The following is a 24,966-nucleotide window of genomic DNA, read 5'->3' on the forward strand; positions in this document are numbered from 1 at the left end:
CGCTGTCAGTTCTGCTCGTGCAGGCGGCTCTCGCCCACATCGAGTGCCACCCCTTGCGCGTCGAGCTTCAAACCCTTGGGCAGCGGGAACTTGAGGGTTTCTTCAATGCCCGGCATCTTGCGCACCGACACCGCGCCCAGCGCCTTGATGCGGTCAATCACCTGCTTGACCAGAATCTCCGGTGCCGACGCACCCGCCGTGAGGCCCACGCGGGCCTTGCCGGTGAACCACGACTCCTTCAGCTCGGTGGCGTCATCGACCATGTAGGCCTCGGTGCCCAGCTTGGCGGCCAGCTCACGCAGGCGGTTGCTGTTGGAGCTGGTCGGGCTGCCGACCACGATGAGGATGTCCACCTGCGGGCTCAGCACCTTCACTGCGTCCTGGCGGTTCTGGGTGGCGTAGCAGATGTCCTGCTGCTTGGGCGAGCGCGCCTGCGGGAAGCGCGCCATCACGGCGGCGCTGATCTCGGCGGCATCGTCCACGCTGAGCGTGGTCTGCGTGACCACCGCCAGCCTTTCTGTTTGCAACGGCGAGATACGCGCGACATCGGCCACGTCTTCCACCAGATGGATGCCGCTGTCGAGCTGGCCCATGGTGCCTTCGACCTCGGGATGGCCCTTGTGGCCGATCATGATGAACTCGTAGCCTTCCTTGTGCAGCTTGGCGACCTCCACATGCACCTTGGAGACCAGCGGGCAGGTGGCGTCAAAAATCTGGAAGCCACGGCGCACCGCCTCTTCCTGGATCGCCTTGCTCACGCCGTGCGCGCTGAACACCAGCGTGGCACCAGGTGGAACATCGGCGAGCTCCTCAATGAAGATGGCGCCCTTGGCCTTGAGGTCGTTCACCACATAGGTGTTGTGCACGATCTCATGGCGCACGTAAATCGGTGCACCGAATTTGGTGAGCGCGCGCTCGACGATCTCGATGGCACGGTCCACGCCGGCACAAAAGCCGCGCGGCTCGGCAAGCAGGATTTCCTGGGGGCTGGGGGCTGACGCGTTCATAGGACTCCAATCACCTGCACTTCAAACACCACCGACTGGCCAGCCAGCGGGTGATTGAAATCAAACTGCACCGCTTCGCCGTCAGCGCGCACCTGCTGCACCGCACCGGCGTACTGACCCATGCCGTCGGGCGTGGGGAACTGCACCACATCGCCCACCTTGTACTGCTCGGCCGGGTCACCCAGCTCGTTGAGCAGCTTGCGCGCCACCCACTGCACCAGCTCCGGGTTGCGCTCGCCAAAGGCCTCGCCAGCCGCCAGCTCGAAGGTGGTGCGCGTGCCTTCGGCCAAGCCCAGCAAGCGCTGCTCGATGGCTGGCGACAGTTCGCCGGTGCCCAGACTGAGCGTCGCGGGCTTGCCATCGAAGGTGTTGATGATGTCGGCCCCCGGCTGGCCGTTCACGGCGGGGCCCGCCATGCGGTAGTGCAGGGTCAGAAAGGAGCCGGACTGGACGGTCGGCGCGGCGGGGGATTCGGGGAATTGCACGGTGGACATCAAACTTTCGCACGGGCCGCAGGATGCCGGGCCGGGATTTGTAAACTGCCCCTATTGTAGAAACTGTCCGATTGCCGCCCGTCGTCGGGGTTTTCAGCTTTTGTCACACCAAAACATGCTCCTCAAAGACATCCCCGAAGACGCCCGCCCCCGCGAAAAGCTGCTGTCGCGTGGCGCCAGCGCGCTGAGTGACGCCGAGCTGCTGGCCCTGCTGCTGCGCACCGGCCTGCCGGGCAAGAACGCGCTGCAGATGGGGCAGGAGCTGGTCGACACCTTTGGCGGCGTAGCCGGCCTGTTGCACACCGGGCCGGAGGCGCTCAAGAGCATCAAGGGCCTGGGACCGGCCAAACGCGCCGAACTGGTGGCGGTGCTGGAGCTGGCGCGCCGGGCACTGGCCGAAGAGCTGAAGGAGAAGCCGCTGTTTGCCACGCCGCAGGCGGTGCGCGACTACCTTCAGCTGCAACTGGGCAGCCGGCCGCACGAGATTTTTGCAGTGCTGTTTCTCGACAGCCAGCACCGGCTGATTGCGCTGGAAGAGCTGTTTCGCGGCACACTGACGCAAACCTCGGTCTACCCGCGCGAGGTGGTGGTGCGGGCCCTGGCACTGAACGCCGCCAGCGTGGTGCTGGCCCACAACCACCCCAGTGGCGCAGCGAAGCCGTCTCGCGCCGACGAGGCACTGACGCAAACCCTCAAGTCAGCGCTGGGCTTGGTGGATGTGCGCGTGCTCGACCATTTCGTGGTCACGGGTTCCGAAGCCGTATCGATGGCGGAACTGGGCCTGCTTTAAAGTCGGCTCATGAAATCGCCCGCGCTCAAGAGCCTGCAGGACCTCAAGGCCGTCAAGAAGGCCATTGAGGCGCGCGTCCTGCTGGAGCGCGAACGCGAAGCGGCGCGTGTGGCTGCGGCGGCCAAGGCCCGCGCTGAAAAAGAACTCTTTTCGCGCGCCATTGGCCCGGTCAAGGCCTTGCCGATCAAGCATCAACCCGGTCACAAAGCCGCCATCGCCCCCTCGCCGCCCGCACCTATTCCCGTTCAACAGCAACGCGACGAACTCGCGGTGATGCGCGAGGCGATCTCGGACGAATTCGATGTGGAAACCCTGCTCGATACCGACGAGGCGCTGAGCTTTCGCCGCCCCGGCATGGGCCCGGACGTGGTGCGCAAGCTGCGCCGCGGCGGCTGGAGCATTCAGGGCCAGGTCGATCTGCATGGCCTGAGGCGCGAGGAAGCGCGCGAGACGCTGTCGCAATTCCTCAAAGACGCACACAAGATCGGCTGGCGCTGCGTGCGTGTGGTGCATGGCAAGGGCCTAGGCTCACCCGGCAAGACGCCGGTGCTCAAGGGCAAGGTGCAGAGCTGGCTGATCCAGAAGCAGGAAGTGCTGGCCTTTGTGCAGGCGCGACCGGCCGAGGGCGGCGCGGGGGCGCTGGTGGTACTGCTGGCGCAGGGCTGAGCCCTGTTCACCCGCGCTACTCGCCCCGGTTCCGCATCCAGTCCGCCGTCTGGAAAAACGATGCATTGAGGCGGATGCGCAAGGCCTCGTCCACCCCCGTCTCTCGCATCGCCTGGTCCATGCAGGCCAGCCACTGGTCACGCTCGACGATGCCGATGGAACCACCCCCGGTGTTCTGCGGCATGTGACGCATCCGCAGGCGCGGGTGACCGAAGCGCTCGGTGTAGTACTGCGGCCCGCCCAGCCAGCCGCACAGGAACCAGAACAGCCGCTCGCGGGCGTTCTCCAGCGTGCTGCCGTGGGCGGCGCGCAGCGCGGTGTAGCCGGGCTCCAGATCCATCAGGTCATAAAACCGCTCGACCAGCGCCTTGACCTTCTCCTCGCCGCCTATCCAGGCGTAGGGGGTTTCAAAGGGCGGGTTGCCGGGGGGCTTTTCTTCGATTTGCATATTTGGATTATCGGATGGGGGTTGGGTTCTGTTTGGAATCTTGAGGCCGGGGATTGCCCGGCGGCAACTCACTTTTCTTTTGCTTCGCCAAGAGAAAAGTAAGCAAAAGAAAAGGTGACCCTGGTGACTGCGTCCCCTACGCTGCGCTGCGGGGCAACCTGCGGTGCTCGGTCCAGGCGGGGTCTGGCTAAACTCGTCTTCGGCTCAGACAACGCCAGCCCTGATCCGCCTGAACCTGCGCTCCTCGGCGCATTCACGAGGGGTGGATGCAGGAAGACAGAAGACAAATACCCAAATACCGGACGCAACAAGGACACGCCATGGCGTGTCCTTGTTGCGTCGGTCTCCGTTCCCGCTTGTCCTGTGTGGCTGGGCCGAGCAGCGCAGGTTGCCCGTAGCGCAAGCGAAGGGACCCAGACTTCGGGTCGCCTTTCTTTTGGGTACTTTTCTTTGGCGAAGCAAAGAAAAGTGCCTCGCCCGCCGGGGCGAGTCCCGGCTCCGGGCGGTAGCGAAAGATCAAAGGCATCGAAAGACTCAGCCAGAACGGATAAGGCCTTCTACTGCGCTTTCCGCAACGTCTCCACCACCGGCGTATTCAACACCGACCTCAACCCCCACCACCCCGCCGCCAAAGCCAGCAATGCCCCCGCCACGCTGCCCAGCACCGGCACCGTCCACGAACCTGTCCAGCTGAAGTCGAACACATAGCGCGCCAGACCCCAGCCCACCAGCAGCGCCACCAGCGAGGCCAGGAAGCCCGCCAGCAAACCCACGCCTGCGAGTTCAGCGCGCTGCACCTGGCGCAGCAGTGAGGCGCGTGCGCCAACGGCACGCATGATGGCGAACTCCCTGGCCCGCTCTTCGCGGGTGGCGGTGATGGCGGCAAACAGCACCACCAGACCTGCGGCGAGGGTGAAGCCAAACAGGAACTCCACGGCGCGGATGACCTGGTCGAGCACGCGCTGCACCTGCGCCAGCGTGCTGCTCATGTCGACGTTGGTGATGTTGGGGAAGGCCCGCACCAGCGTGTTGTCAAAACTCTGCAGGGCGGTCTGCCCAGCCGCGGGCACTGCAGGCTCTGGTGCGCGGAAGGCGGTGATGTATGACAGCGGTACTTCGGTAGGCATGCGCGCCACCGGGTACATCACAAAGAAATTGACGCGCATCGAGCCCCAGTCGACCTTGCGCAGGCTGGTGACCTTCGCTTCATTCTGCTGGCCGCCGATCTCAAAGCGCAGGGTGTCGCCGAGCTTCAGGCCCAGTGTTTTCGCAAGACCGTCTTCCACGCTCACGGCGTTTTTCTCGTCGGCAGTCCAGCGCCCGGCAACAATCTGGTTGTAGGGCGGCTGGGCGGCGGCGTGGGACAGGTTGAACTCCCGGTCCACCAGCCGCTTGGCGCGATCGTCTTCGTAGTCGTCAGGTGTGACGGTCTTGCCGTTGATGGCGACCAACCGGCCGCGAATCATGGGGTACCAGTCGTACTTGGTGACACCGCCCTCAATCAGGGCCTGCTGGAAGGGAGCAGCCTGCTCCGGCTGCACATTGATGACAAACCGGTTGGGCGCGTCAGGCGGTGTTGCCTTGCGCCAGCTGCTGATGAGGTCGGTGCGCAGCAGCACCAGCAGCATCAGCGCCAGCAGCCCGACGGCCAGTGCGCTGGTCTGCACCACCGCGTAAACCGGCCGTGCCGACAGCTGCCGCGTGGCCAGCACCAGCCACCTTGGCGCGGTGCTCTCGTTGACGCTGGCTCGCAGCAGCTTGACCGCCGCAAAGCTGGCCAGCGCAAACACCAGCGCCGCGCCCGCAAATCCGCCCACAGCAATCAGGCCCAGTTTCAGGTCGTTGCTGGCAGCCACCAGCAGTGCTGCAAAACCCAGCATGCCGACGCCCAGCACCGCCATCGATGCTGGCCGGAGATTGCCCACGTCGCGGCGAATCACACGCAGCGGCGGCACCTGTGCCAGCTGCAGCACGGGCGGCAGTCCGAAAGACAGCAGCAGCGTGAGACCCATGCCCATACCAAACAGCACCGGCCAGAAGGTGGCAGTGGGCAGAACAGTCTCGACCAGGCCAGAGAGCAGCAGCACAAAGGCGTGGTGCACGGCAAATCCCAAAGCCACGCCAAAGGCACTGGCAATAAGCCCCGCCACCACAAATTCGAAGGTGTAGGCGAGCGCGATGGTGCGCTGCGGTTGGCCCAGCACCCGCAGCATGGCGCAGTCGTCGAGGTGCTTGGCAGCAAAACCCCGCGCCACGATGGCGACAGCCACCGCGCTGAGCAAGGCGGCAAGCAGCGCCACGAGGTTGAGGAATTTCTCGGCCCGATCCAATGTGCGGCTCATTTCAGGGCTGCCGCTTTCGAGTGACTCCAGTCGGACGCCGCCCAGACGCGCCCTGCCTGTCTCTGCCTCGGGCGCCTTGATCAGGTCGGTCGCCCATCGGACGTAGGCGCTGACGGCTTTCTCATCACCTGCCACCGCAAAACGGTAGTTGGTGCGGCTGGCGGGCTGGATCAGCCCGGTCGCGGCCACGTCGGCCTGGTTGATCATCACCCGGGGCGAAAAGCTGATGAAGCCGGCACCGCGATCAGGCTCCTGCACGATGACGCGCGTGACAGTGAAGGTGGAGTCGCCCATCAGCAAGGGCTGGCCGATCTTCAGGCCCAGACCGTCGAGCAGCGCCGGGTCGACCCACGCAGTGCCCGGGGCGGGAATGTCGCGGGTGTCTTTCGCGGCGGCGGTGGCGCCTTCCAGGGTGTCGGCGATCTTCAACTTGCCACGCAGCGGATAACCTTCGGGCACAGCCTTGAAGGCCACCAGCTTGCTGGCTCCGCCGTCTTCATCGCGTGCCCGCCCCATGGTGGGAAAGGTCACGGTCGATGCGGTTTGCAAGCCCAGGGCGCGGGCCTTCTCAATGAAGGCTTGCGGTGTGGGGCCATCGCTGCGGACCACTGCATCACCACCGAGCAGTTGCCGCGCATCGCGCTGCAGGCCGCCTTTGATGCGGTCTGCAAAGAAGCCCACCGCCGTCAGCGCGGCCACGGCGAGCGTCACCGCCACGATCAGCAGGCGCAGCTCGCCCGCACGCAAATCGCGCAGCATGGTTTTCCAGCCGAGCCGGAGGAATAAGGGTGCCATGGCGCTACCTTAGCGCATCCGGGTTAACCGCCTGTCAACACGGGATTTGATAGTCTCAGTCAGTCTTGGCCTCGGTTGCGGTCTCCGGCCGGGACACCAGACCGGGTTGCAGCTGCAGGCGCTGTGGGTTGGCGTAACAGACAAAGCGCTTGTTGGTCGCCCGGCCGATGGCGCACAGCCCGACGGTTTGCGCAATCTGGTGACCCATCTGGGTGATGCCGCTGCGCGAGATCACGATGGGCACGCCCATTTGCGCCGACTTGATGACCATTTCACTGGTCAGGCGGCCGGTGGTGTAGAACACAAGGCCGTCCCATGCCGCTTGCGTGGGCGGGACAGTTTCGACGCCGGGCCGCCCCAAGTCGAAACGCGCCCCCTCGGGAGGCAGCGAACCACACGCAGTGGGGAGCGTGGGGGCTCTATTCATCGATAACCAACCGGCAATCGTGTCAATGGCATTGTGGCGGCCCACGTCTTCGACGAACAGCAGCATCTCAGGCTCGGGCGTCAGGCATGAGAACAGCGCGCACGCATGCACCGAGCCGGCTGATTTGTAGGTGGTCTCTTTCAGCCGGATGGTGTTGACCAGGCTGTAGAGCTGACTCTGCGTTATCTGCGCACCGGCGGGCAAAACAATCTGGTCCACCTCGTCCATCAGACCGCCAAACACACTGCCCTGACCGCAACCGGTGGTGACCACGCGGCGTGCAGTTTTTTCCTCGATGTCGACGATGCCGTGGCGCGTCTTGACAGCGGCGGCACCAACATCCCAGTCCACCGTGATGGATTCGACATCGCCGGCAGAACGCACCAGGCGCTGGTTGTGCAGATAACCCAGCACCAGCAGTTCGGGGTGGGCGCCCAGCGTCATCAGCGTGACCAGCTCACGCTTGTCGACATACACCGTGAGTGCACGTTCCGATGGAATGGCGATGCGCTGGTGATCGCCGAATTCATTGACGGCGTCCACCTCGCAGGTGAGCGGGGCGTGCGCCGCGCTGAGGTACGGCAACGCCGGCGCATGGGTGAGGCCGGCGGGGCTGACGGAGTCGGCGGGTTTGGTAACGGACGGGGACGACACGGTGGATGACGCAGACATGTTGGGGTGCAGAGGCTACAGCAAAAAAGAAAAAGCCGGCGCTTGGCAGGCCGGCTTATGCTGTGAAGTGAAGGTTCTCAGCGGATGGCTCAGGCGTCCGTTCAGGACTTCTTGGCCGGGTTCACCACTGCATCAGGCGCCTTGCCGCTCGGCGGGCTGACCGTGGTGCCAGAGGGTGAATGTGCGCCTGCAGCCTCAATCGGCTTGGCGTTGGCCGCCGGCGCAGCGGGTGCACTCGGCGCGGCTGCTGTGTAAACAAACGGGCCGGGGTCGGCACAAGCCGGTGTGGCGGTGGCAGGCTTGGTGTCCTTGCCAGACGCTTTGGCCGACTTGTAATAGCTGGCAGCGACCTTGTCCATCGACTTGCACAGCAGGTAGCCGTCGACCTTGCCCGTCCAGGCAGTCTTGGCAGCCGTTTCAGCGGCCTTGGCTTTGGCTTCATCGCTCAGCGCAGGCAACTTGGCCATGGCGCCGACAGAAAAGCCGGCCAGCATGCCCAAGGCAATCAGGTGTTTCAGGGCGTTTTTCATACCATCCTCTTTCACGTTTCGTTCGTCAGGCCTGAACCGTCTGGCCAGGGGGTGTGGTCGGGCTGCGCTGGGCGGGCACCTTGCCAGCCTTGACGTCTTCGTACCAGTACTGGTGGTGTTCCTTGGCCCAGGTCTCGTCGACATAGCCGGTGCGCATGGCCTTGTAGGCTCCATCCTGACCGAGCGTGCCCAGGTAGATGTGACCGAGGAACATGCACATCATCAGCACCGTAGCGATGGCGTGCACCATGTGGGCAATCTGCATCGTCGAGCGCTCGTAGGTCATGCCTGGAACAATCATGTCGAGCACGAAACCGGAAGCCACCACGATCAGTCCGAGGAAGAACACGCCGCCCCAGAACACGATTTTTTCGCCAGCGTTGAAGCGGTTCGAGGGTGGCTCGGCACTGCCAATCAGGCCACCACCTTTGAGAACCCAGTTCAGATCACCCTTCTGTGGCCAGTTGTCCTTCAGGAATGTGACGAACACGATCACCAGAGACACCGCAAACAGCGGGCCGGCGAAGTTGTGCACGTTCTTGAGCACATAGGTGAGCCAGCCAAACAGCAGGCCGCCGATGATGGGCTGCAGGAAGAACTTGCCAAACGCCATGACCAGGCCAGAGATGGCCAGCGCACAGAATGCAATCGCGTTGGACCAGTGTGCGGCACGCTCGAACGGTGTGAAGCGCTCGATCTTGCGGCCGGTCTCGGCCCCGTGCAGCATGATGGTGCCCTTGGTCTTGTAGAAGATCGCAATGGCCAGCAGCGTGATCAGCACCAGCGAACCACCGTAGGGAATGATCCAGTTGTTGCGGACCTGGCGCCACGCTTCACCAGCGTTGGTGAGGCGCGAGCCGGGGTACTGCACAAACGGCTGGATCAGGTTGCCGGCTTCCGGCGCCATGCTTTTGGGCAGGCTGGTGAAGCCGGTCACGCCTTCACCGACTTGCCGCCACATCGGCGCGTTGTTGCCGGGCTGGACCTGGGCGCGTTCGCCATTGGTCTGCTTGGCGTAGTTGGGGTCAGCGCTGGCTTCGGGTTTGACCTCGAAGATGTTCTGCCCCTGAATGCCGCCGGTGGCGGGCGCAGCGGCCGCTGCCGCAGGCGCTGCTGCGGATACAGGCGCCTGGGCAATGGCCAGCCCGCTCAGGGCCGCGGCGGCCAGAAAAACTGCAAACTTTGCACGCACCATGACTCGGGCCTCCGTCAGTTTATTTCGGGGCCGTCGTACGGCTGTACTCGTTTTGCGTGTACTGGGCACGGGCCTTCAGGGCCTGCTCCCAGCTAGTCTTGTCGCCGGCTTTCCAGCCTGGCTCAGCGTACTTGGTCTCGACGCCCTTGAACGGCGGCACATCGCTCTTGACGCCGCCCATGCCCTGCGGCTTATCGCCGCAGGCAGACAGACCAACCACGGCCACCAGTGCCGAAACGAGTGTGAGGGTTCTGGTCATCATGACTTTGCTCCTGCAGGTGGATTGCCTGCTTGCTTGGAACCGTAGGCAGTGCCCCAGCCCCAGACTTCAGCACCCTTGCCGCGCTGGACCACGCGGGCACGGAAGATGTCCGCCACCACGTCGCCATCACCAGCGAGCAGCGCCTTGGTCGAGCACATCTCGGCACAGGCGGGCAGCTTGCCCTCGGCCAGACGGTTGCGGCCGTACTTCTCGAACTCGGCCTGGCTGCCGTTGGCTTCAGGGCCACCGGCGCAGAAGGTGCACTTGTCCATCTTGCCGCGAACCCCGAAGGTGCCCGAAGCCGGGAACTGGGGTGCGCCGAACGGGCAGGCATAGGAGCAGTAGCCGCAGCCAATGCAGATGTCCTTGTCGTGCAGCACCACACCTTCGTCGGTGCGATAGAAGCAGTTGACCGGGCAAACCGCCATGCAGGGTGCATCGCTGCAGTGCATGCAGGCCACCGAAATGGAGCGCTCGCCGGGAACGCCGTCATTGAGCGTGACCACGCGGCGGCGGTTCACGCCCCAGGGAACTTCATGCTCGTTTTTGCAGGCTGTCACGCAGCCGTTGCACTCAATGCAACGCTCAGCGTCGCAGACGAATTTCATCCGTGCCATTTTTGTGTCCTCTTATGCTTTCTCGACGTTGCAGACCGTCGTCTTGGTTTCCTGCATCATCGTGACGCTGTCGTAGCCGTAGGTGGTGGCCGTGTTGATGGCCTCACCGCGAACCACTGGTGCAGCACCGTTCGGGTAGTAAGCCAGCATGTCGGCGCCTTGCCAGCGACCCGAGAAGTGGAAGGGCAGGAACACGGTGTCCGGTCCCACACGCTCGGTCACCAGGGCCTGCACATTCAGGCGTGCGCCGGTTGGCGTGCTGACCCAGGCGCGTTCGCCGTTGCGGATGCCTTTTTCGGCCGCCACTTTCGGGTTGATCTCGACAAACATTTCCTGCTGCAGTTCGGCCAGCCACGGGTTGGAGCGGGTTTCCTCGCCGCCACCCTCGTACTCGACCAGACGACCAGAGGTCATCACCAGCGGGAACTTCTCGTGCACCTTGTCGGCGATGTTCTTCTGCTGGATCGTCTTGTACAGCGTCGGCATGCGCCAGAACGCCTTCTTGTCGTCGTGCGTCGGGTACTTGGCCTGCAGGTCGGCGCGGTTGCCATACAGCGGCTCGCGGTGCTGCGGAATCGCATCCGGGAAGTTCCACACCACGGCGCGAGCCTTGGCGTTGCCGAACGGGTGGCAACCGTGGTTCTTCATCGCCACGCGGATGATGCCGCCCGAAGAGTCGGTCTTCCAGTTCTTGCCCTCGGCAGCGGTCTTCTCGGCGTCGGTGAGCTCATCCCACCAGCCCAGCTTCTTGAGCAGCAGGTGGTCGAATTCGGGGTAACCGGTGGTGATGTCGGCGCCCTTGGAGTGGGAGCCGTCTTCTGCCAGCAGGTTCTTGCCGTCTTTCTCGACGCCGAAGTTGGCGCGGAAGTTACCGCCACCGTCCATGACGTGACGGGAAGTGTCGTACAGGTTGGCCGAGCCGGGGTGTTTCATTTCCGGCGTGCCGTAGCAGGGCCATGGCAGACCGAAATAGTCACCGGTGGTGTCGTAACCCGTTTCCTTGTCCTTGCCGCCCTTGGATTTGAGCGTCTTGATGTCGAACAGGTGCATGTTGCGCATGTGCGCTTTCAGGCGCTCAGGGCTCTGACCGGTGTAACCGATGGTCCACACACACTTGTTGATTTCGCGCAGGATATCTTCCGGCACAGGCTCGTCCATGCCCTTGACCTTCTGCATCTTGTAGTTCTTGGACAGCTCTTTGGCAAAGCCCAGCTTCTCGGCGAACTGATGCATGATCATGTGGTCGCTGCGGCTTTCCCACAGCGGCTCGATCACCTTCTCGCGCCACTGGAGGGAACGGTTGGAAGCCGTCACCGAGCCGCTGGTCTCGAACTGGGTGGCCGCTGGCAGCAGATACACCGCACGGTTCGGGTTGAGGTCTTCGGCTTTGCCCGGCATCGCAGCCATGGCGGCGGTAGCCGATGGGTAGGGGTCGACCACAACCAGCAGGTCCAGTTTGTCCATGGCACGCTTCATCTCCAGACCACGGGTCTGCGAGTTGGGCGCATGGCCCCAGAAGAACACGCCGCGCAAGTTCGGGTCCTGGTCGATCAGTTCGTTCTTTTCGAGCACACCGTCGACCCAGCGAGACACCGTGATGCCGGGCTTGCCCATCATGGCTGCCGATGCGTAGCGGGCCTTGATCCAGTCGAAGTCCACGCCCCAGGTCTTGGCGAAATGCTTCCACGAGCCTTCGGCCAGACCGTAGTAACCGGGCAGCGAGTCCGGGTTCGGACCGACGTCGGTTGCACCCTGCACGTTGTCATGGCCGCGGAAGATGTTGGTGCCGCCGCCGGACACGCCGACGTTGCCCAGCACCAGTTGGAGAATGCACGAGGCGCGAACGATGGCATTGCCATGGGTGTGCTGGGTCTGGCCCATGCACCACACGATGGTGGAAGGACGGTTCTTGGCCATCATCTCGGCAGCCATGTAGACCTGCTTCTCGGGCACACCGCAGGCCTCTTCGACCTTGTCCGGCGTCCACTTGGCCATGACCTCTTCCTTGACCTTCTCCATGCCGTAGACGCGGTCGTTGATGTACTTCTTGTCTTCCCAACCGTTCTTGAAGATGTGGTACAGCATGCCGAACAGGAACGGGATGTCCGAACCGGAACGGATGCGGATGTACTCGTCGGCGCGCGCAGCGGTGCGGGTAAAGCGCGGGTCCACCACAATCATCTTGCAGCCGGTTTCCTTGGCGTGCAGCATGTGCAACAGGCTCACGGGGTGCGCTTCGGCCGCGTTCGAGCCGATATACAACGCGCACTTGCTGTTCTGCATGTCGTTGTACGAATTGGTCATGGCGCCGTAGCCCCATGTGTTGGCCACGCCAGCCACCGTGGTGGAGTGACAGATACGCGCCTGGTGGTCACAGTTGTTGGTGCCCCAGAAGCTCACGAACTTGCGCAGCAGATAAGCCTGCTCGTTGTTGTGCTTGGACGAACCCACGAAGTAGACGGAATCAGGGCCACTGGCCTTGCGCAGTTCCTGCATGCGGGCGGTGATCTCGTTCAGCGCCACATCCCAGCTGATGCGCTCGTACTTGCCGTTCACCAGCTTCATCGGGTAGCGCAGGCGGTACTCGCCATGGCCGTGCTCGCGCAGGGCGGCGCCCTTGGCGCAGTGGGCGCCGAGGTTGATCGGGGAATCGAACACCGGCTCCTGGCGAACCCAGACGCCGTTTTCCACCACGGCATCAACCGCGCAGCCCACCGAGCAATGCGTACAGACGGTGCGCTTGACTTCGATCTTGCCGGTGCCATCGCCTGCACCCGGCGTGGCCGCCTTGGCCTTCTTCACCAGCGTCAGCTGGGTCGCTGCCAGACCGACGCCGACACCGAGACCGGAGCGACGCAGGAATGCGCGGCGGTCCATGGTCGGCAGTGCACCGGACAGCCCGCGTGAGAGGCTTTGCACAAAACGCGTGGAGCCTGCGCGGTGCGCAGGATGAACATCATTGGATTTTTTCGTGAGCAGCATGAAGCTCTCCGTAGAGGGTGAATCGATTAGATACGCGTGGTTTTGTAGTAATGCTTGACATGCTCGGAGAGCGTGTAGCCACCGCCTTTTTCAGGGGCTGGCTTCAGGGTCTCCACAGCTTCAGCCTGCAGGGCTGGCGCACCGGGCAAAGCCACCACGGCGGCAGCGGCGGCACCCGTGACGGCTGCACCAAAAAAGAAACCCCGGCGTGAGGGTTTGGGTTGACTGTCGTTCATATCGGTCTCCTGGAAAGCAAGGACGGTACGTGGTCTGAACCTATGTTCTTGTTTACATACTTTACGTCAGAGTGGGGCTTCAACCAATGTGATAACCCGCACAAGACTCTGCACCAAAAAGGTAAGTAATCTTATCGTTGCGATGCACTGTCTTCATGCATGCAAGTGTCTCAAATTGAGATAAATGGGGACTAGTGAAAACCCTTTGAATCACCGTTACACCACACCCTTTACGCACCACGCACACACAGGCGGCGCACAACGAAAACAGGGCCGAAAGCGTTACAAAGAGTGAAAGCCCGAACCACTCAGACGAGCATGTCGAAGCCCTGGGTTTCGACGCTGACAAAGTGCCCGGTAAAAGCAGCGAGTGCGCGATAAAAACGCGCTGCCGGATGCGCAGCCACCGCGTCACACATGGCCGGCACCCAGGCCTGCACATGGCGGGTGTAGAACTCGCGTTGCCGGGTGAGATTGGCCACCGCCACATCGTCGCCGGCAATCAGGTAGCGCATCACCTCGAAGACATAAGACACATGGTCTTCGGTTTCGAACATGGCTTCATCGCGCGTGAGCCCGAGGGCGGCAATGTCTTCACGCAGCAGGGCCAGCGGCTTTTCGTTGAGAAATCCGCTCAGGTAATGAGAACCAAAGAGGTACACATCGGGCTTGCCGACACCGCCGAACAACGCCTCGTACTCGCGCTGGATGTCGGCGAGCGGCATCTCGCGCGCCGCAGCCACCACATCGCGCCAGGAGCTTTCCAGCAGTGCGCCAGCAGCGGGTGCTTCGGTCACGGCCACACGCAGACTCTCATGCAGCTCGGCGGAGGGCGCAGCGTAGTACAGCGCCGCCAGCAGGCCATAGACCTCGGCGCGGGCGGTCTCTTCGTCGAGGGTGGAAGTTGAAACGGGAGTGGAGACAGGAGCTTGCGTCATGGTTTGCAGGTTCGTCAGCGGATGTCGGTGATCTTGGTTTCGTTCTCGGCCGAGTACAGGTCGATCACGCGGCAGTCGCCGCACATCTTCAGGCGGTCGGCAGCGGCGCCCTGGAACATCGCATGCCCTGCCAGCTTGCCAAGCATGGACTCGATCGCCTTGAGCGTGCCGAAGGGCTTGCTGCAGCGGATGCACTGGTAGGGCTGGGATTCATTGAGGACGCGGGCTTCCTTGCGCTGCGGCGTGAGCAGCAGGCGCGGCTCCAGCGTGATGGCGTTCTCGGGGCAGGTGCTGGCGCACAGGCCGCACTGCACGCAGTTCTTCTCAATGAAGCGCAGCTGTGGCCGATCCGGGTTGTCCTGCAGCGCGCTGGCCGGGCAGGCACTGACGCAGCTCAGGCACAGCGTGCAGGTGTCGGCGTTGACCTTCAGGTTGCCGAACGGCGAGCCCTTGGCCGGTAATGCCACCGCCTCTGGCAGCGGTGCAGGCGCATGGCTCATCAGGTGGTCGAGCGCCATGTCGAGCGTGCTGCGCTTTTCCTGCACCACTGCAAACCGGGCCGTGGCCGAAGGTACAGCCGGGCGTGCGCGGCTCAGGGCCTGCAGTGCGGCGTCGAGGGTCTTCAGTGGCTCATCGCCCGACGCACTGGCGCGCACCAGCTGGAAATGCACACCGGCATAGCCCATGCCAGTGAGCAGAGCCTGCGCCACATTCATCTGATCGGCAAGGCCTTCCAGGTAGGCGGGCGCCTCTTCGTCCGTCACCAGCACCGCCACCTGCGATGCGCCGAGGGCAATGGCACTGAGCCACAAATCAATGCCGGCGCTGGCGGTGTGCCACAGCGGCTGCGGAATCACGTTGGCGGGCACGCCGCGCACGGTCTTGTTGAGCTGGGCCGCACGGCCCAGTGCCTCCACCGTCTGCTGACCCTGCGTCTGGCTGTGCAGCAGCAGCACCGGATGGGTACCGCCTACCTTGGTGTAGGTGGAGAGCAGTGTTTTCAGCCGCACGCCCTGCTCACTCGCACGCGGATACGCGTAGGTGAGTGCACCGGTCGGGCAGACCGTGGTGCAGGCCCCACAGCCCACACACAGGTTGGGGTTGACGACGATCTGCTGGCGGCTTTTTTCGCTGCGAATGGCCTGTGCCGAGCAAATGTCCACGCATGCGTTGCAGCCCACGGTTTCGTTGCGGCTGTGGGCGCACAGTTTTTGCTTGTAGGCAAAAAACTTCGGCTTCTCGAATTCGCCCACCAGTTCGCGCAGCTTCATCACGGCCGGCAGCAGGCCCGGCGATGCCAGTCCTGCCGAGGCGTTGACGGCAAAGTAGCCCTGCGGCGGCGCATGAAGGCCGATCAGCGGCGAAGCGCCAAGGTCAAGCACGGTGTCAAATTTCTCGGTGACCTTTTGCGGCTCGCGCGTGAAGTCGATGGCGCCGGCCACCTTGCACACCGCCACGCAGTCGCGGTGGGCCGTGCATTTGTCGGCATTGACCTGGTAGCTGAGATCAATCGCGCCTTCGGGGCAGGCCGTCACACAGGCGTTGCAGCGTGTGCAGAGGTCGAGGTCAATCGCGTTGCTCTTTTGCCAGCTGGCTTCAAACGCACCCAGCCAGCCAGTCAAAGACAACTGCTCGCCGCTGATCACCGGGTACTTGCGCTCCTGCGCGGGGAATCCCTGCTGCGGCTGGGCAGACACGCCCTGCGCAAAAATCGTCACGTCCAGCGTGTCGGCCACCAGCGCAGCGATCTGCTCGGCCCGGTCCAGCGGGCCGACGATCAGCAGACGGCCGCTGCTTTTGTAGGTAACGGTCGCCACCGGCTCCGCATCGGGCAGGTGCGAAGCGGCCAGCAGTGCGGCGATCTTGGGGCTGGCGCTGGCGCCGTCCTTGCTCCAGCCGCCGGTCTCGCGGATGTTCACAAACTTGATGACGGAGGTGACGCCCTCGGTCTGGCTGGCCACCTCGGCGAAGACGCGCTTTTCCTGGGTGCAGGCCACCACGACGTCGTCGCCCGTCGTCATGGCTTTCTGGAAACTGCCGATCTCGCGCCGGCACAGGGCCGAGTGCAGGGTCAGTTTTTCATTCAGTGCCGCGCCCAGCGTGGGGGGCTGGAGCGGCATGGTCTGGTTGCAGTCGCAAATCAGTGTGGGCATGGTGCTGTGGGCTGGCTTCTGCCCCCGGAACGGGAACAGGCTGGCTGGTATCGGTATCTGGAAAACCGGAAGACCCTGGAATGGGTGAAGGGTCTAAAGCTCCGGAGGGACCGGCTGGCAATGCCGCCGGGGACTGGGGGGACTGTGCCACGCTTTCGCTGTCTGGCGGGTACGCACTTTCCCCCGCTGGTGGGGCGGCAACTCCGTCCTTTTGGCCGCCCTTCTGGTCGTCTTTCTTGTCTTCTTCCTTGTCCTCGTCGAACAGGTTCAGAAACTTGGCGCTGGTCATCTGCCGGAGCATGGACTCCGGGATCGGCTCGGACACGGAGTAGTCGTCGATGTAAATGTCCAGACCGTCCATCACGTTGAAGTGCGGGTCGGTAAAGAGCTTTTTCATCGCGGCGTTGCGCACTTCCGGGCCGACATCGCCGGCCATGAAGGGCTTGAAGTCCGAGTCCTTGGTCAGTGTGCGCACGTCGTCCAGCGACAAGGTCTTGGCGGGTTCGTTGGCTGCGGATCCGCTTGCGGGCACCGCTGCACGGGAATCACCTGCTGGCGTTTGCGCGACAGTGCCAGCAGGTGCCGCTGCGACGGAGGGCACCGGCGCCTTGGTTTCTGGCGCCGGATCTTCAACGGGTTTGCCCTGCAGCACCGCCGTCTTGCGGCGGGCCCAGCGGCCAAGAAAACCATTCGGGTCTTCAGCCACGGCCACGCCCCCCTCCTCCACCGCCACCACCACCAAAGGTCTTGTCGGTGCTGACGCGCGCCGGGTTGCCAAAACGATCTGTCAGGGACTTGAAGCTCTGCGGCCGCTGGCGGCGCTTGGCTTCCAGCACATGGTGCTGGTCCACAAAGGCCTGCATCCACTCGGCGATCTCAAGAGTCACGGGCACCTGCTCCACGGTTTCCTGTGCGTCCAGCCAGCGACCGGCGTCGTGGTAACTCAGGGTGACGGTTTGCGGAATCGCGACAGGTTCTTCAGCGAGCGCCGCCTCTTCCTCCATGCGCCACACCACCCAGAAGCACGGTGTCTCGGTGGTCACGTTGAGGTAGTAGCCTTCGGCGTCGTCGGTGAACAGCTCGACCTTGAAGCCCGGGTGCAGCCAACGCTCTTCGCTGTCGTCCTTGAGAAGCAGCCGCGCCTGCGCGCCGAAACCGTCCTCGTTCGGCACGATGTCGGCGAGCGACCAGCGCCAGGGCTGCCAGCGGTTGTCGATCCGCTCACGGCGCATCACCACCGCGACCTCGACAAAAGGCCGGCGCACCCCGGCCTCCGGGTTGGCGGTGTGGAGCAGGAAGTCAGACATCCGGGGAGTGTACGGCGGGCAATACCCACCCTGCAGTCACAGGTTCATTGACTGCCGGTTCAGGCGGTAGCGGGCACTTACTGCGCAGCAGGCTCGGCTTGCGGCCCGTAGCCTGCTGAGGAGGCCAGAACACCCCCTTTGCGCACCGCCACCGCGCAGTACTTGAACTCGGGAATCTTGCCGAACGGGTCCAGTGCGGCATTCGTCATCAGGTTGGCCGCCGCCTCGTAATAGGCGAACGGGATGAACACCGCGCCGCGCGGCGTGCCGTCGTCGCGGCGCACATGGAGGGCGACCTGCCCGCGGCGCGACTGCACCGTGACCACATCGCCCGGGGCCAGCCCCAGCGCTTGCAAGTCGTCGCCGCAGAGCGAGGCGGTGGCCATCGGCTCAATGGCGTCCAGCACCGTGGCGCGGCGCGTCATGCTGCCGGTGTGCCAGTGCTCCAGTTGCCGGCCGGTGATCAGCACAAACGGGTAATCGGCATCCGGCCGCTCGTTGGCCGGAATGATGTCGGCCGGCACCAGATGCACCCGCCCGTCGTCAGTGGCAAAGTGGTCGATGAACACCGTGGGCGCGCCGGGGTCGTCTTCGGTGAGGCACGGGTAGGTGACGCTGGACTCCCGCTGCAGCCGCTCCCACGTGATGCCGGAGATGGCCGCGTGCATGGCTTGGCGCATTTCTTCGTACACAGCCGCCACGCCAGCGTGCTCGCCTGCGTAGTTCCAGGTCAGACCCAAACGTTCAGCGACCTGCTGAATGATCCAGAGGTCAGGCTTGGCCTCGCCCGGCGGGTAGATGGCCTGCCGGCCCAGCTGCACCATCCGGTCGGTGTTGCTCACCGTGCCAGTCTTCTCGGGCCAGGCGGTGGCCGGCAGCACCACGTCAGCCAGCCACGCGGTTTCGGTCATGAAGATGTCCTGCACCACCAGATGCTGCAGGCTGGCCAGCGCGTGGCGGGCATGGTTCAGGTCCGGGTCGCTCATGGCAGGGTTCTCGCCCATGATGTACATGCCGCGCACCTTGTGCGGGTCGGTGTCGGGCGCCAGCGCCTTGTGCATGATCTCGACCACGGTGTAGCCGGGCTTCTCGTCCAGCGGTGTGTTCCAGAATTTCTCGAACCACGCATGCGCCTCGGCGTTGTCCACCCGCTGGTAGTTGGGGAACATCATCGGAATCAGGCCCGCATCGCTCGCGCCCTGCACATTGTTCTGACCGCGCAACGGGTGCAGGCCGGAACCCGGCTTGCCGATCTGCCCGGTGACAGTGCTCAGTGCGATCAGGCAACGCGCGTTGTCGGTGCCATGCACATGCTGGCTCACGCCCATGCCCCAGAGAATCATCGCGCCTTTGGCCGTAGCAAAAGCCCGCGCCACTTCGCGCAGCGTCTCGGCCGGAATGCCGCAGATGGGCGCCATCGCCTCGGGGCTGTAGCCCTTGACGTTTTCCTTCAGCGCCTCGTAGTTGCTGGCACGCTCACGGATAAAGGTTTCGTCTGTCAGCCCCTCGTCAATCACGGTGTGGATCAATGCGTTCAGCATGGCCACGTCGGTGTCGGCCTTGAAGGGCAAGGCGCGCCAGGCATGTTTGGCGATCTCGGTGCCGCGCGGATCGGCCACGACAATTTTGGCGCCGCGCTGTGCGGCGTTCTTCATGAAGGTGGCGGCCACCGGGTGGTTGCTGGTCGGGTTGCAGCCGATCAGGAAAATCAGGTCCGAGTGCTCGACATCGTTCACCTGGTTGCTCACCGCGCCCGAACCCACACCTTCGAGCAAGGCCGCCACACTGGACGCATGGCACAGACGTGTGCAATGGTCGACGTTGTTCGAGCCAAAGCCGGTGCGCACCAGTTTCTGGAACAGGTAGGCCTCTTCGTTGCTGCCCTTGGCTGAGCCAAAACCGGCCAGCGACTTTTTTCCATGGGTGTCGCGCAGGTGTTTGAGCGGGCCGGCGGCCAGCGCCAGGGCTTCTTCCCAGGTGGCTTCGCGGAACACGTCTGACCAGTCGGCAGTGTCTCTGTTCAGGTGCTGCAGCGCCTCCGGGTCCTTCGGTACGCCAGCCTTGCGGACCAGCGGCACCGTGAGGCGCTGCGGACTGTGGGCGTAGTCAAAACCGAAGCGGCCCTTGACGCACAGACGGCTGTGGTTGGCCGGACCATCGCGGCCCTCGACGCTGACAATGCGGTTGTCTTTCACCTTGTAGGTCAGCAGACAGCCAACGCCGCAGAAGGGGCAGACCGAGTCCACCTTCCTGTCCACCACCTGCGAGCCAACCTGGGTCTTGGGCATCAGCGCGCCGGTCGGACAAGCCTGCACACATTCGCCGCAGGCCACACAGGTGCTGTCGCCCATGGGGCCGTTCAGGTCGAACACGATCACGCTGTGCGCGCCGCGCAGGGCGTAGCCGATGACGTCGTTGACCTGCTCCTCGCGGCAGGCGCGCACGCAGCGGTTGCACTGGATGCAGGCGTCAAGGTTGACTGCCATGGCGGGGTGCGACACGTCGGCTACAGGCTGCTCGCGGCGCAGCGCCTTCAGTTCGGGACGCACGCTCACCTTCATGCGCGACGCCCATTCGCTGAGCTCGCCGTGCTGCAGCGACTCATCGGCTTCATTCCATTTGTAGCCGGTGTCCGGCATGTCGGAGAGCAGCATCTCCAGCACCATCTTCTGGCTCTTGAGGGCGCGTTCGCTGGTCGCCTGCACTTCCATGCCGGCGGTGACGCTGCGGCAGCAGCTGGGCGCCAGCGTACGCTCGCCGGTGATCTCGACCACGCAGGCGCGGCAGTTCCCGTCGGCACGCAGGCCGTCCTTGTAGCAAAGGTGGGGAATGCACACGCCGTTGCGCTCGGCGGCTTTCAGAATGGTTTCACCCTCAAAGGCCTGCACGGTTTTGCCGTCAAGTTTGAACTCGACCGTCTGCAGGGCCACCTCTTCAATCCGGGTTGGCGCGTTCATGCGGTCACCTCGTGTGGGAAGTACTTCTGCACACAGCGCACCGGATTCGGCGCCGCCTGGCCGAGTCCACAAATCGATGCATCGGTCATCACCCCGCTCAGGTCTTCCAGCGTGGCGTGGTCCCATGCGGGGGCCTCCATCAGCGTCGCCGCCTTGGCGGTACCGACGCGACAGGGCGTGCACTGGCCACAGCTTTCGTGGGCAAAGAAACGCATCATGTTCAGCGCTGCGTCACGCGCTCTGTCGTGGTGGCCCAGCACAATGACTGCGGCTGAACCGATGAAGCCGCCGTGAGGCTGCAGGGTGTCGAAGTCCAGCGGCACATCGGCCAGGCTGGCTGGAAAGATGCCGCCCGACGCGCCGCCCGGCAGATAGGCATACAGCGAGTGGCCATCCTGCATACCGCCGCAATACTCGTCGATTAACTCGCGCAGCGTGATGCCCGCAGGCGCCAGCTTGACGCCCGGCTGTTTGACCCGGCCACTCACGCTGAAGGAGCGCAGGCCCTTGCGCCCATGGCGACCAAAGCCGCTGAACCACTGCGGGCCTCTTTCAATGATGTCGCGCACCCAATACAGGGTTTCAAAGTTGTGCTCCAGCGTGGGCCGGCCGAACAGACCCACCTGCGCGATGTAGGGTGGGCGCATGCGGGGTTCACCGCGCTTGCCTTCAATGCTTTCAATCATGGCCGACTCTTCGCCGCAGATGTAGGCACCTGCCCCACGCCGCAGCTCGATATGCGGCAACGGGCAAGGCGGGTCGGAATGCAGCTTGGCGATTTCGGCTTCCAGCAGGGCGCGGCAGCCATGGTATTCATCGCGCAGATAGATGTAGCAGGCTTCAATGCCCACCACCTGGGCGGCAATCAGCAGCCCTTCGAGAAAGCGGTGCGGATCGCGCTCGAGATAAGTGCGGTCCTTGAAAGTACCGGGCTCGCCTTCGTCGATATTCACAGCCATCAGGCGAGGACTTGGCTGATCACGGACGATGCGCCATTTGCGCCCGGCTGGAAAACCAGCACCGCCCAGACCTCGCAGGCCGGAGTCCTCCATCGCCCGGAGCGCATCTTCCACATCGTCCTCGCCATTGACCAGCGCCGCCGCCAGCGCGTAGCCACCCTGCGCGCGGTAGGTGGCGTAGTCGGTGTACGCAGGACTGCACCGCTCCACTGGATCGGTCGGCACGGGAATCGCCGAGCCAGCATGGTCGGCCGCTGAAAAGGGGGCGACCGCCGCGGGTACCAGATGGCTGGTCTGGCCATTGCGGACCTGGGCCACCACCTTGTCGGCGGTGGCGAACGGCACCGGGCACTGGTGCACCACTGCAGCAGGCGCCTGCTCACAGCGGCCGATGCAGGGCGCCGAAATCACGCGCACGTCCACATCGCCCAAAAGTGTGGGCAGGCGCGCCAGCAGGTCCTGCGCACCGGCCAGCTCACACGCCAGGCCGTCACACACGCGCACCGTCAGCGCCGACGGTAGTTTGACCCCCACGCTCGCCACTGCGTGTGCTTCGCTGCCCCCCGAGGGGGTGACGCCTCGCTTGGGGCGGCCCGGCGCAGCGGCATCATCACCCCGCACCACCTCGAAGTGGTGATAGAACGTGGCCACCTCATAGACCTCGGCCATGGGAATGTTCATCTCTTTGGCCAGCGCCACCAGATGCCGGTCGTGCAGGCAGCGGTAGGCGTCATTGAGCTTGTGCAGGTGCTCGATCAGCAGGTCACGGCGATGCCCTTCGGGAGGTCGTGCGCCGATCAGCGCGCGCACCTCGGTCAGCGATGTGTCGTCGGGTTGGCGCCCCTTGAGCTTGCCCACGCGGCGCAGGCCCTGGCGCAAATCATCGGCAGTGCCGAGCGGAATGGAAGTCACTGAATTCATGCGTTGATGCGGTAAGAGCTGGCCTAGCCCAGCGGCGCGGCCTGCGACATCGGGTGCGAGAGCACCAGCGAGGTGGTGACGCTGCCGTAAGCGGCCAGCGCATCAACCACCGTCTCCAGTTCACCGGGCTCGCCGAAGGCGCAGCGCAGCACAAAGCAGTCGTCCCCCGTGACGCGGAAAACCTCCAGCACCGCCGGCAGCGTTTTGAACAGGGCCAGGTAGCGCTGGATGTGTTCGTGCGTGGTGCGCACCCGCACGATGGCCTGCAAGCCGAGACCGACAGCCTTGAGGTTGATGCGCGCCGCGTAACCATCGATCACGCCCGCATCTTCCAGCTTCCTGACCCGTTCGCTGACCGCAGGCTGCGACAGGCCGATCTTCTTGCCGAGCGACGAGAGGCTGATGCGCGCATCGAGCTGCAAGGCCTTCAGGATGGCACGGTCTTTTTTGTCCAGTTCGACTGCCGATGAATTCAAGGTTCGTGCAACCATCTTCCGATACTTTTGCATTGCCCGGAGCGGGCTCGAACTCTATCGTAGTGCATCCCCACTTCTTGAGGCAGACTGTCATGCACCCCGTACTTCTTGTGCCCGGCATCTTCAACTCCGGCCCCGGCCACTGGCAAAGCCTGTGGGAAACGGCACACCCCAGCGTCACGCGCGTGCAGCAGCGCGACTGGGACCATCCGGTGTGCGATGAATGGGTGAAAGTGCTGGACCAGGCTGTGGCCAATGCCACGCAGCCCCCCATCGTGGTGGCGCACAGCCTGGGCTGCCTCGTCGCCGCGCATTGGTGCCACCGGTCACAGCGCCCGGTTCGCGGCGTGCTGCTGGTGGCGGTGCCCGACCCGGCGGGCCCGAACTTTCCGCCGGAGGCGCAGGGCTTCGGCTCAGTGCCCGACGACCTGGGAGGCCGCCACGCCACACTGGTCAGCAGCGAGAGCGACCCTTTCTCCAGCCCCGGCTACACGCGCCAGCATGTCCACGCCTGGGGGACGGAGCACATTACGCTGGGAGCACTGGGTCACCTCAATGCCGACAGCGGGCTGGGCGCCTGGCCCGAAGGCTGGGCGCTGGTTGAGCGCTGGCGCTGACTGGCCAGCGGTCAGCTCACCGGTCAGCCCAACGGTCAGGTGTCTTTGGAAATCTTGATGGTCGGGAACTTCGACGAGAAGTCCTTGGCCTTGGCCGCCACGGTGATCGCCACCTTGCGCGCTACCGCCTTGTAGATGCCGGCGACGTCGCCATCCGGGTCGGCCACCACGGTGGGCCGGCCGTTGTCGGCCTGCAGGCGGATCTGCATGTTCAGCGGCAGCGCGCCCAGGTAGTCCATCTTGTAGTCGGCCGCCATCTTCTTGCCGCCGCCTTCGCCAAAAATATGCTCGGCGTGGCCGCACTGGCTGCAGATGTGCACCGCCATGTTCTCCACGATGCCGAGGATGGGCACGCCCACCTTCTCGAACATCTTGATGCCCTTCTTGGCATCGAGCAGCGCGATGTCCTGCGGCGTGGTGACGATCACTGCGCCCGTCATCGGCACGCGCTGGCTCAGGGTGAGCTGGATGTCGCCGGTGCCGGGCGGCATGTCAACAATCAGGTAGTCGAGGTCTTTCCAGTTGGTCTGGCGCAGCAGCTGCTCCAGCGCCTGGGTGGCCATGGGGCCGCGCCAGATCATGGCTTCGTCCTGCGCGACCAGAAAACCGATCGACATGACCTGGATGCCGTAGTTCTCCATCGGCTCCATGTTCTTGCCGTCCACGCTTTCAGGCCGGCCTTCGATGCCCATCATCATGGGCTGGCTGGGGCCGTAGATGTCAGCGTCCAGCAGGCCGACGCTCGCGCCTTCGGCCGCCAGGGCCAGGGCCAGGTTCACGGCAGTAGTGCTTTTGCCCACGCCGCCCTTGCCGGAAGCCACGGCAATGATGTTCTTCACATTGGGCAGCAGCTGCACGCCACGCTGCACGCTGTGGCTGGCAATCTTCACCGTCACATTGACGGACACGTTGTCCACGCCGGGCACGGTCTTGACGGCGGCGATCAGGCTTTTGCGAAAGCCGGCGATCTGGCTCTTGGCCGGGTAGCCCAGTTCCACGTCAAACGCCACATCGCCACCGGTGATCTGCAGGTTCTTGATGGATTTGGTGCTGACGAAGTCTTTCCCGGTGTTGGGATCGACGACGGTTTGAACGGCGTTCAGGACCGCCTGTTGTTGTGGCTGCTCGGGGGGCATCGGGAAAGTCTCCAGTGGTATCTAGCTTGGGTGAGGGCG

The 24,966-nt window shown here is 64.0% G+C and carries 22 protein-coding genes; 3 read left to right on the top strand and 19 right to left on the bottom strand.

Annotation, left to right across the window (positions count from 1 at the left end; translation table 11 throughout):
• Positions 1 to 5: 5 nt before the first annotated feature.
• Together ispH and AAG793_RS09190 are read right to left on the bottom strand one after the other, a co-directional pair.
• Complete coding sequence (gene ispH, locus AAG793_RS09185; RefSeq protein WP_341907034.1) at positions 6 to 1,007, bottom strand: 4-hydroxy-3-methylbut-2-enyl diphosphate reductase; 1,002 nt, start codon at positions 1,005 to 1,007, stop codon at positions 6 to 8.
• Positions 1,004 to 1,501: an FKBP-type peptidyl-prolyl cis-trans isomerase gene (locus AAG793_RS09190; protein ID WP_341907037.1), complete on the bottom strand. Its 498-nt coding sequence runs from the start codon at positions 1,499 to 1,501 to the stop codon at positions 1,004 to 1,006. Before AAG793_RS09190 ends, ispH begins: the two co-directional genes overlap by 4 nt.
• A 115-nt stretch (positions 1,502 to 1,616) precedes the next feature.
• Between AAG793_RS09190 and radC the strand changes: the two genes are divergently transcribed.
• The gene (gene radC / locus AAG793_RS09195) at positions 1,617 to 2,291 is read left to right on the top strand and encodes a DNA repair protein RadC (RefSeq protein WP_341907042.1); all 675 of its coding nucleotides are present in this window, start codon (positions 1,617 to 1,619) and stop codon (positions 2,289 to 2,291) included.
• A gap of 9 nt (positions 2,292 to 2,300) precedes the next feature.
• Complete coding sequence (locus tag AAG793_RS09200) at positions 2,301 to 2,957, top strand: Smr/MutS family protein (protein ID WP_341907044.1); 657 nt, start codon at positions 2,301 to 2,303, stop codon at positions 2,955 to 2,957.
• 16 nt (positions 2,958 to 2,973) lie between these two features.
• On the opposite strand, the gene AAG793_RS09205 is transcribed toward AAG793_RS09200, so the two are convergent.
• The 16 genes from AAG793_RS09205 to AAG793_RS09280 form a co-directional block, all read right to left on the bottom strand.
• The gene (locus AAG793_RS09205; RefSeq protein ID WP_341907047.1) at positions 2,974 to 3,405 is read right to left on the bottom strand and encodes a group II truncated hemoglobin; all 432 of its coding nucleotides are present in this window, start codon (positions 3,403 to 3,405) and stop codon (positions 2,974 to 2,976) included.
• Positions 3,406 to 3,962: 557 nt separating this feature from the next.
• On the bottom strand, positions 3,963 to 6,542 hold the full coding sequence (locus tag AAG793_RS09210) for an FtsX-like permease family protein (RefSeq protein ID WP_341907049.1): 2,580 nt from the start codon (positions 6,540 to 6,542) through the stop codon (positions 3,963 to 3,965).
• A gap of 55 nt (positions 6,543 to 6,597) precedes the next feature.
• On the bottom strand, positions 6,598 to 7,641 hold the full coding sequence (locus AAG793_RS09215; RefSeq protein WP_341907050.1) for a formate dehydrogenase accessory sulfurtransferase FdhD: 1,044 nt from the start codon (positions 7,639 to 7,641) through the stop codon (positions 6,598 to 6,600).
• A gap of 101 nt (positions 7,642 to 7,742) precedes the next feature.
• Positions 7,743 to 8,171, bottom strand: a complete 429-nt coding sequence (locus tag AAG793_RS09220; RefSeq protein WP_341907052.1) for a hypothetical protein — start codon at positions 8,169 to 8,171, stop codon at positions 7,743 to 7,745.
• 25 nt (positions 8,172 to 8,196) lie between these two features.
• A complete protein-coding gene (locus AAG793_RS09225; RefSeq protein ID WP_341907055.1) occupies positions 8,197 to 9,366 on the bottom strand; it encodes a formate dehydrogenase subunit gamma in 1,170 nt (389 codons plus the stop codon).
• A gap of 19 nt (positions 9,367 to 9,385) precedes the next feature.
• Positions 9,386 to 9,628, bottom strand: coding sequence for a hypothetical protein (locus AAG793_RS09230; protein ID WP_341907058.1), 243 nt, complete (start codon positions 9,626 to 9,628; stop codon positions 9,386 to 9,388).
• Entirely contained in the window at positions 9,625 to 10,245 is a 621-nt protein-coding gene (fdh3B, locus tag AAG793_RS09235) for a formate dehydrogenase FDH3 subunit beta (protein WP_341907062.1), read from the bottom strand. Before fdh3B ends, AAG793_RS09230 begins: the two co-directional genes overlap by 4 nt.
• A gap of 12 nt (positions 10,246 to 10,257) precedes the next feature.
• Positions 10,258 to 13,227, bottom strand: a complete 2,970-nt coding sequence (locus AAG793_RS09240; protein WP_341907065.1) for a formate dehydrogenase subunit alpha — start codon at positions 13,225 to 13,227, stop codon at positions 10,258 to 10,260.
• A 26-nt stretch (positions 13,228 to 13,253) separates the two neighbouring features.
• Positions 13,254 to 13,463, bottom strand: a complete 210-nt coding sequence (locus tag AAG793_RS09245; protein ID WP_341907067.1) for a formate dehydrogenase — start codon at positions 13,461 to 13,463, stop codon at positions 13,254 to 13,256.
• A 308-nt stretch (positions 13,464 to 13,771) separates the two neighbouring features.
• Positions 13,772 to 14,401, bottom strand: a complete 630-nt coding sequence (locus tag AAG793_RS09250; RefSeq protein WP_341907069.1) for a molecular chaperone TorD family protein — start codon at positions 14,399 to 14,401, stop codon at positions 13,772 to 13,774.
• 14 nt (positions 14,402 to 14,415) lie between these two features.
• Positions 14,416 to 16,554, bottom strand: a complete 2,139-nt coding sequence (locus AAG793_RS09255) for a 4Fe-4S binding protein (protein WP_341907072.1) — start codon at positions 16,552 to 16,554, stop codon at positions 14,416 to 14,418.
• Positions 16,481 to 17,266, bottom strand: coding sequence for a DUF3306 domain-containing protein (locus tag AAG793_RS09260; protein ID WP_341907074.1), 786 nt, complete (start codon positions 17,264 to 17,266; stop codon positions 16,481 to 16,483). The genes AAG793_RS09255 and AAG793_RS09260 overlap by 74 nt, the downstream gene beginning before the upstream one ends.
• Positions 17,253 to 17,861, bottom strand: a complete 609-nt coding sequence (locus AAG793_RS09265; protein ID WP_341907077.1) for a DUF3305 domain-containing protein — start codon at positions 17,859 to 17,861, stop codon at positions 17,253 to 17,255. Before AAG793_RS09265 ends, AAG793_RS09260 begins: the two co-directional genes overlap by 14 nt.
• 77 nt (positions 17,862 to 17,938) lie before the next feature.
• Positions 17,939 to 20,818 carry a formate dehydrogenase subunit alpha gene (fdhF, locus tag AAG793_RS09270; RefSeq protein WP_341907080.1) on the bottom strand — a complete coding sequence of 960 codons (2,880 nt, stop codon included), beginning with the start codon at positions 20,816 to 20,818 and terminating at the stop codon, positions 17,939 to 17,941.
• Positions 20,815 to 22,698, bottom strand: coding sequence for an NADH-ubiquinone oxidoreductase-F iron-sulfur binding region domain-containing protein (locus AAG793_RS09275; protein WP_341907083.1), 1,884 nt, complete (start codon positions 22,696 to 22,698; stop codon positions 20,815 to 20,817). The genes fdhF and AAG793_RS09275 overlap by 4 nt, the downstream gene beginning before the upstream one ends.
• A 23-nt stretch (positions 22,699 to 22,721) precedes the next feature.
• Positions 22,722 to 23,189 carry an Lrp/AsnC family transcriptional regulator gene (locus AAG793_RS09280; protein WP_341907087.1) on the bottom strand — a complete coding sequence of 156 codons (468 nt, stop codon included), beginning with the start codon at positions 23,187 to 23,189 and terminating at the stop codon, positions 22,722 to 22,724.
• Between the two features lie 77 nt (positions 23,190 to 23,266).
• Here AAG793_RS09280 and AAG793_RS09285 point away from each other — a divergent pair, with 77 nt between their 5' ends.
• Positions 23,267 to 23,791 carry an alpha/beta fold hydrolase gene (locus AAG793_RS09285; protein WP_341907090.1) on the top strand — a complete coding sequence of 175 codons (525 nt, stop codon included), beginning with the start codon at positions 23,267 to 23,269 and terminating at the stop codon, positions 23,789 to 23,791.
• 35 nt (positions 23,792 to 23,826) lie between these two features.
• Here AAG793_RS09285 and apbC read toward each other — a convergent pair whose 3' ends face one another.
• A complete protein-coding gene (gene apbC / locus AAG793_RS09290; protein ID WP_341907093.1) occupies positions 23,827 to 24,927 on the bottom strand; it encodes an iron-sulfur cluster carrier protein ApbC in 1,101 nt (366 codons plus the stop codon).
• Positions 24,928 to 24,966: the final 39 nt, after the last annotated feature.

Origin of the sequence: Polaromonas sp. YR568 (assembly GCF_943372955.1) — a bacterium.
Lineage (GTDB): Bacteria > Pseudomonadota > Gammaproteobacteria > Burkholderiales > Burkholderiaceae_C > Polaromonas.

Excerpts from the sequence above, each read along its gene's own strand:
- ispH (WP_341907034.1), bottom strand. The coding sequence starts at position 1,007 with ATGAACGCGTCAGCCCCCAGCCCCCAGGAAATCCTGCTTGCCGAGCCG.
- AAG793_RS09190 (WP_341907037.1), bottom strand. The coding sequence starts at position 1,501 with ATGTCCACCGTGCAATTCCCCGAATCCCCCGCCGCGCCGACCGTCCAG.
- radC (WP_341907042.1), top strand. The coding sequence starts at position 1,617 with ATGCTCCTCAAAGACATCCCCGAAGACGCCCGCCCCCGCGAAAAGCTG.
- AAG793_RS09200 (WP_341907044.1), top strand. The coding sequence starts at position 2,301 with ATGAAATCGCCCGCGCTCAAGAGCCTGCAGGACCTCAAGGCCGTCAAG.
- AAG793_RS09205 (WP_341907047.1), bottom strand. The coding sequence starts at position 3,405 with ATGCAAATCGAAGAAAAGCCCCCCGGCAACCCGCCCTTTGAAACCCCC.
- AAG793_RS09210 (WP_341907049.1), bottom strand. The coding sequence starts at position 6,542 with ATGGCACCCTTATTCCTCCGGCTCGGCTGGAAAACCATGCTGCGCGAT.
- AAG793_RS09215 (WP_341907050.1), bottom strand. The coding sequence starts at position 7,641 with ATGTCTGCGTCATCCACCGTGTCGTCCCCGTCCGTTACCAAACCCGCC.
- AAG793_RS09220 (WP_341907052.1), bottom strand. The coding sequence starts at position 8,171 with ATGAAAAACGCCCTGAAACACCTGATTGCCTTGGGCATGCTGGCCGGC.
- AAG793_RS09225 (WP_341907055.1), bottom strand. The coding sequence starts at position 9,366 with ATGGTGCGTGCAAAGTTTGCAGTTTTTCTGGCCGCCGCGGCCCTGAGC.
- AAG793_RS09230 (WP_341907058.1), bottom strand. The coding sequence starts at position 9,628 with ATGATGACCAGAACCCTCACACTCGTTTCGGCACTGGTGGCCGTGGTT.
- fdh3B (WP_341907062.1), bottom strand. The coding sequence starts at position 10,245 with ATGGCACGGATGAAATTCGTCTGCGACGCTGAGCGTTGCATTGAGTGC.
- AAG793_RS09240 (WP_341907065.1), bottom strand. The coding sequence starts at position 13,227 with ATGCTGCTCACGAAAAAATCCAATGATGTTCATCCTGCGCACCGCGCA.
- AAG793_RS09245 (WP_341907067.1), bottom strand. The coding sequence starts at position 13,463 with ATGAACGACAGTCAACCCAAACCCTCACGCCGGGGTTTCTTTTTTGGT.
- AAG793_RS09250 (WP_341907069.1), bottom strand. The coding sequence starts at position 14,401 with ATGACGCAAGCTCCTGTCTCCACTCCCGTTTCAACTTCCACCCTCGAC.
- AAG793_RS09255 (WP_341907072.1), bottom strand. The coding sequence starts at position 16,554 with ATGCCCACACTGATTTGCGACTGCAACCAGACCATGCCGCTCCAGCCC.
- AAG793_RS09265 (WP_341907077.1), bottom strand. The coding sequence starts at position 17,861 with ATGTCTGACTTCCTGCTCCACACCGCCAACCCGGAGGCCGGGGTGCGC.
- fdhF (WP_341907080.1), bottom strand. The coding sequence starts at position 20,818 with ATGAACGCGCCAACCCGGATTGAAGAGGTGGCCCTGCAGACGGTCGAG.
- AAG793_RS09275 (WP_341907083.1), bottom strand. The coding sequence starts at position 22,698 with ATGAATTCAGTGACTTCCATTCCGCTCGGCACTGCCGATGATTTGCGC.
- AAG793_RS09280 (WP_341907087.1), bottom strand. The coding sequence starts at position 23,189 with ATGGTTGCACGAACCTTGAATTCATCGGCAGTCGAACTGGACAAAAAA.
- AAG793_RS09285 (WP_341907090.1), top strand. The coding sequence starts at position 23,267 with ATGCACCCCGTACTTCTTGTGCCCGGCATCTTCAACTCCGGCCCCGGC.
- apbC (WP_341907093.1), bottom strand. The coding sequence starts at position 24,927 with ATGCCCCCCGAGCAGCCACAACAACAGGCGGTCCTGAACGCCGTTCAA.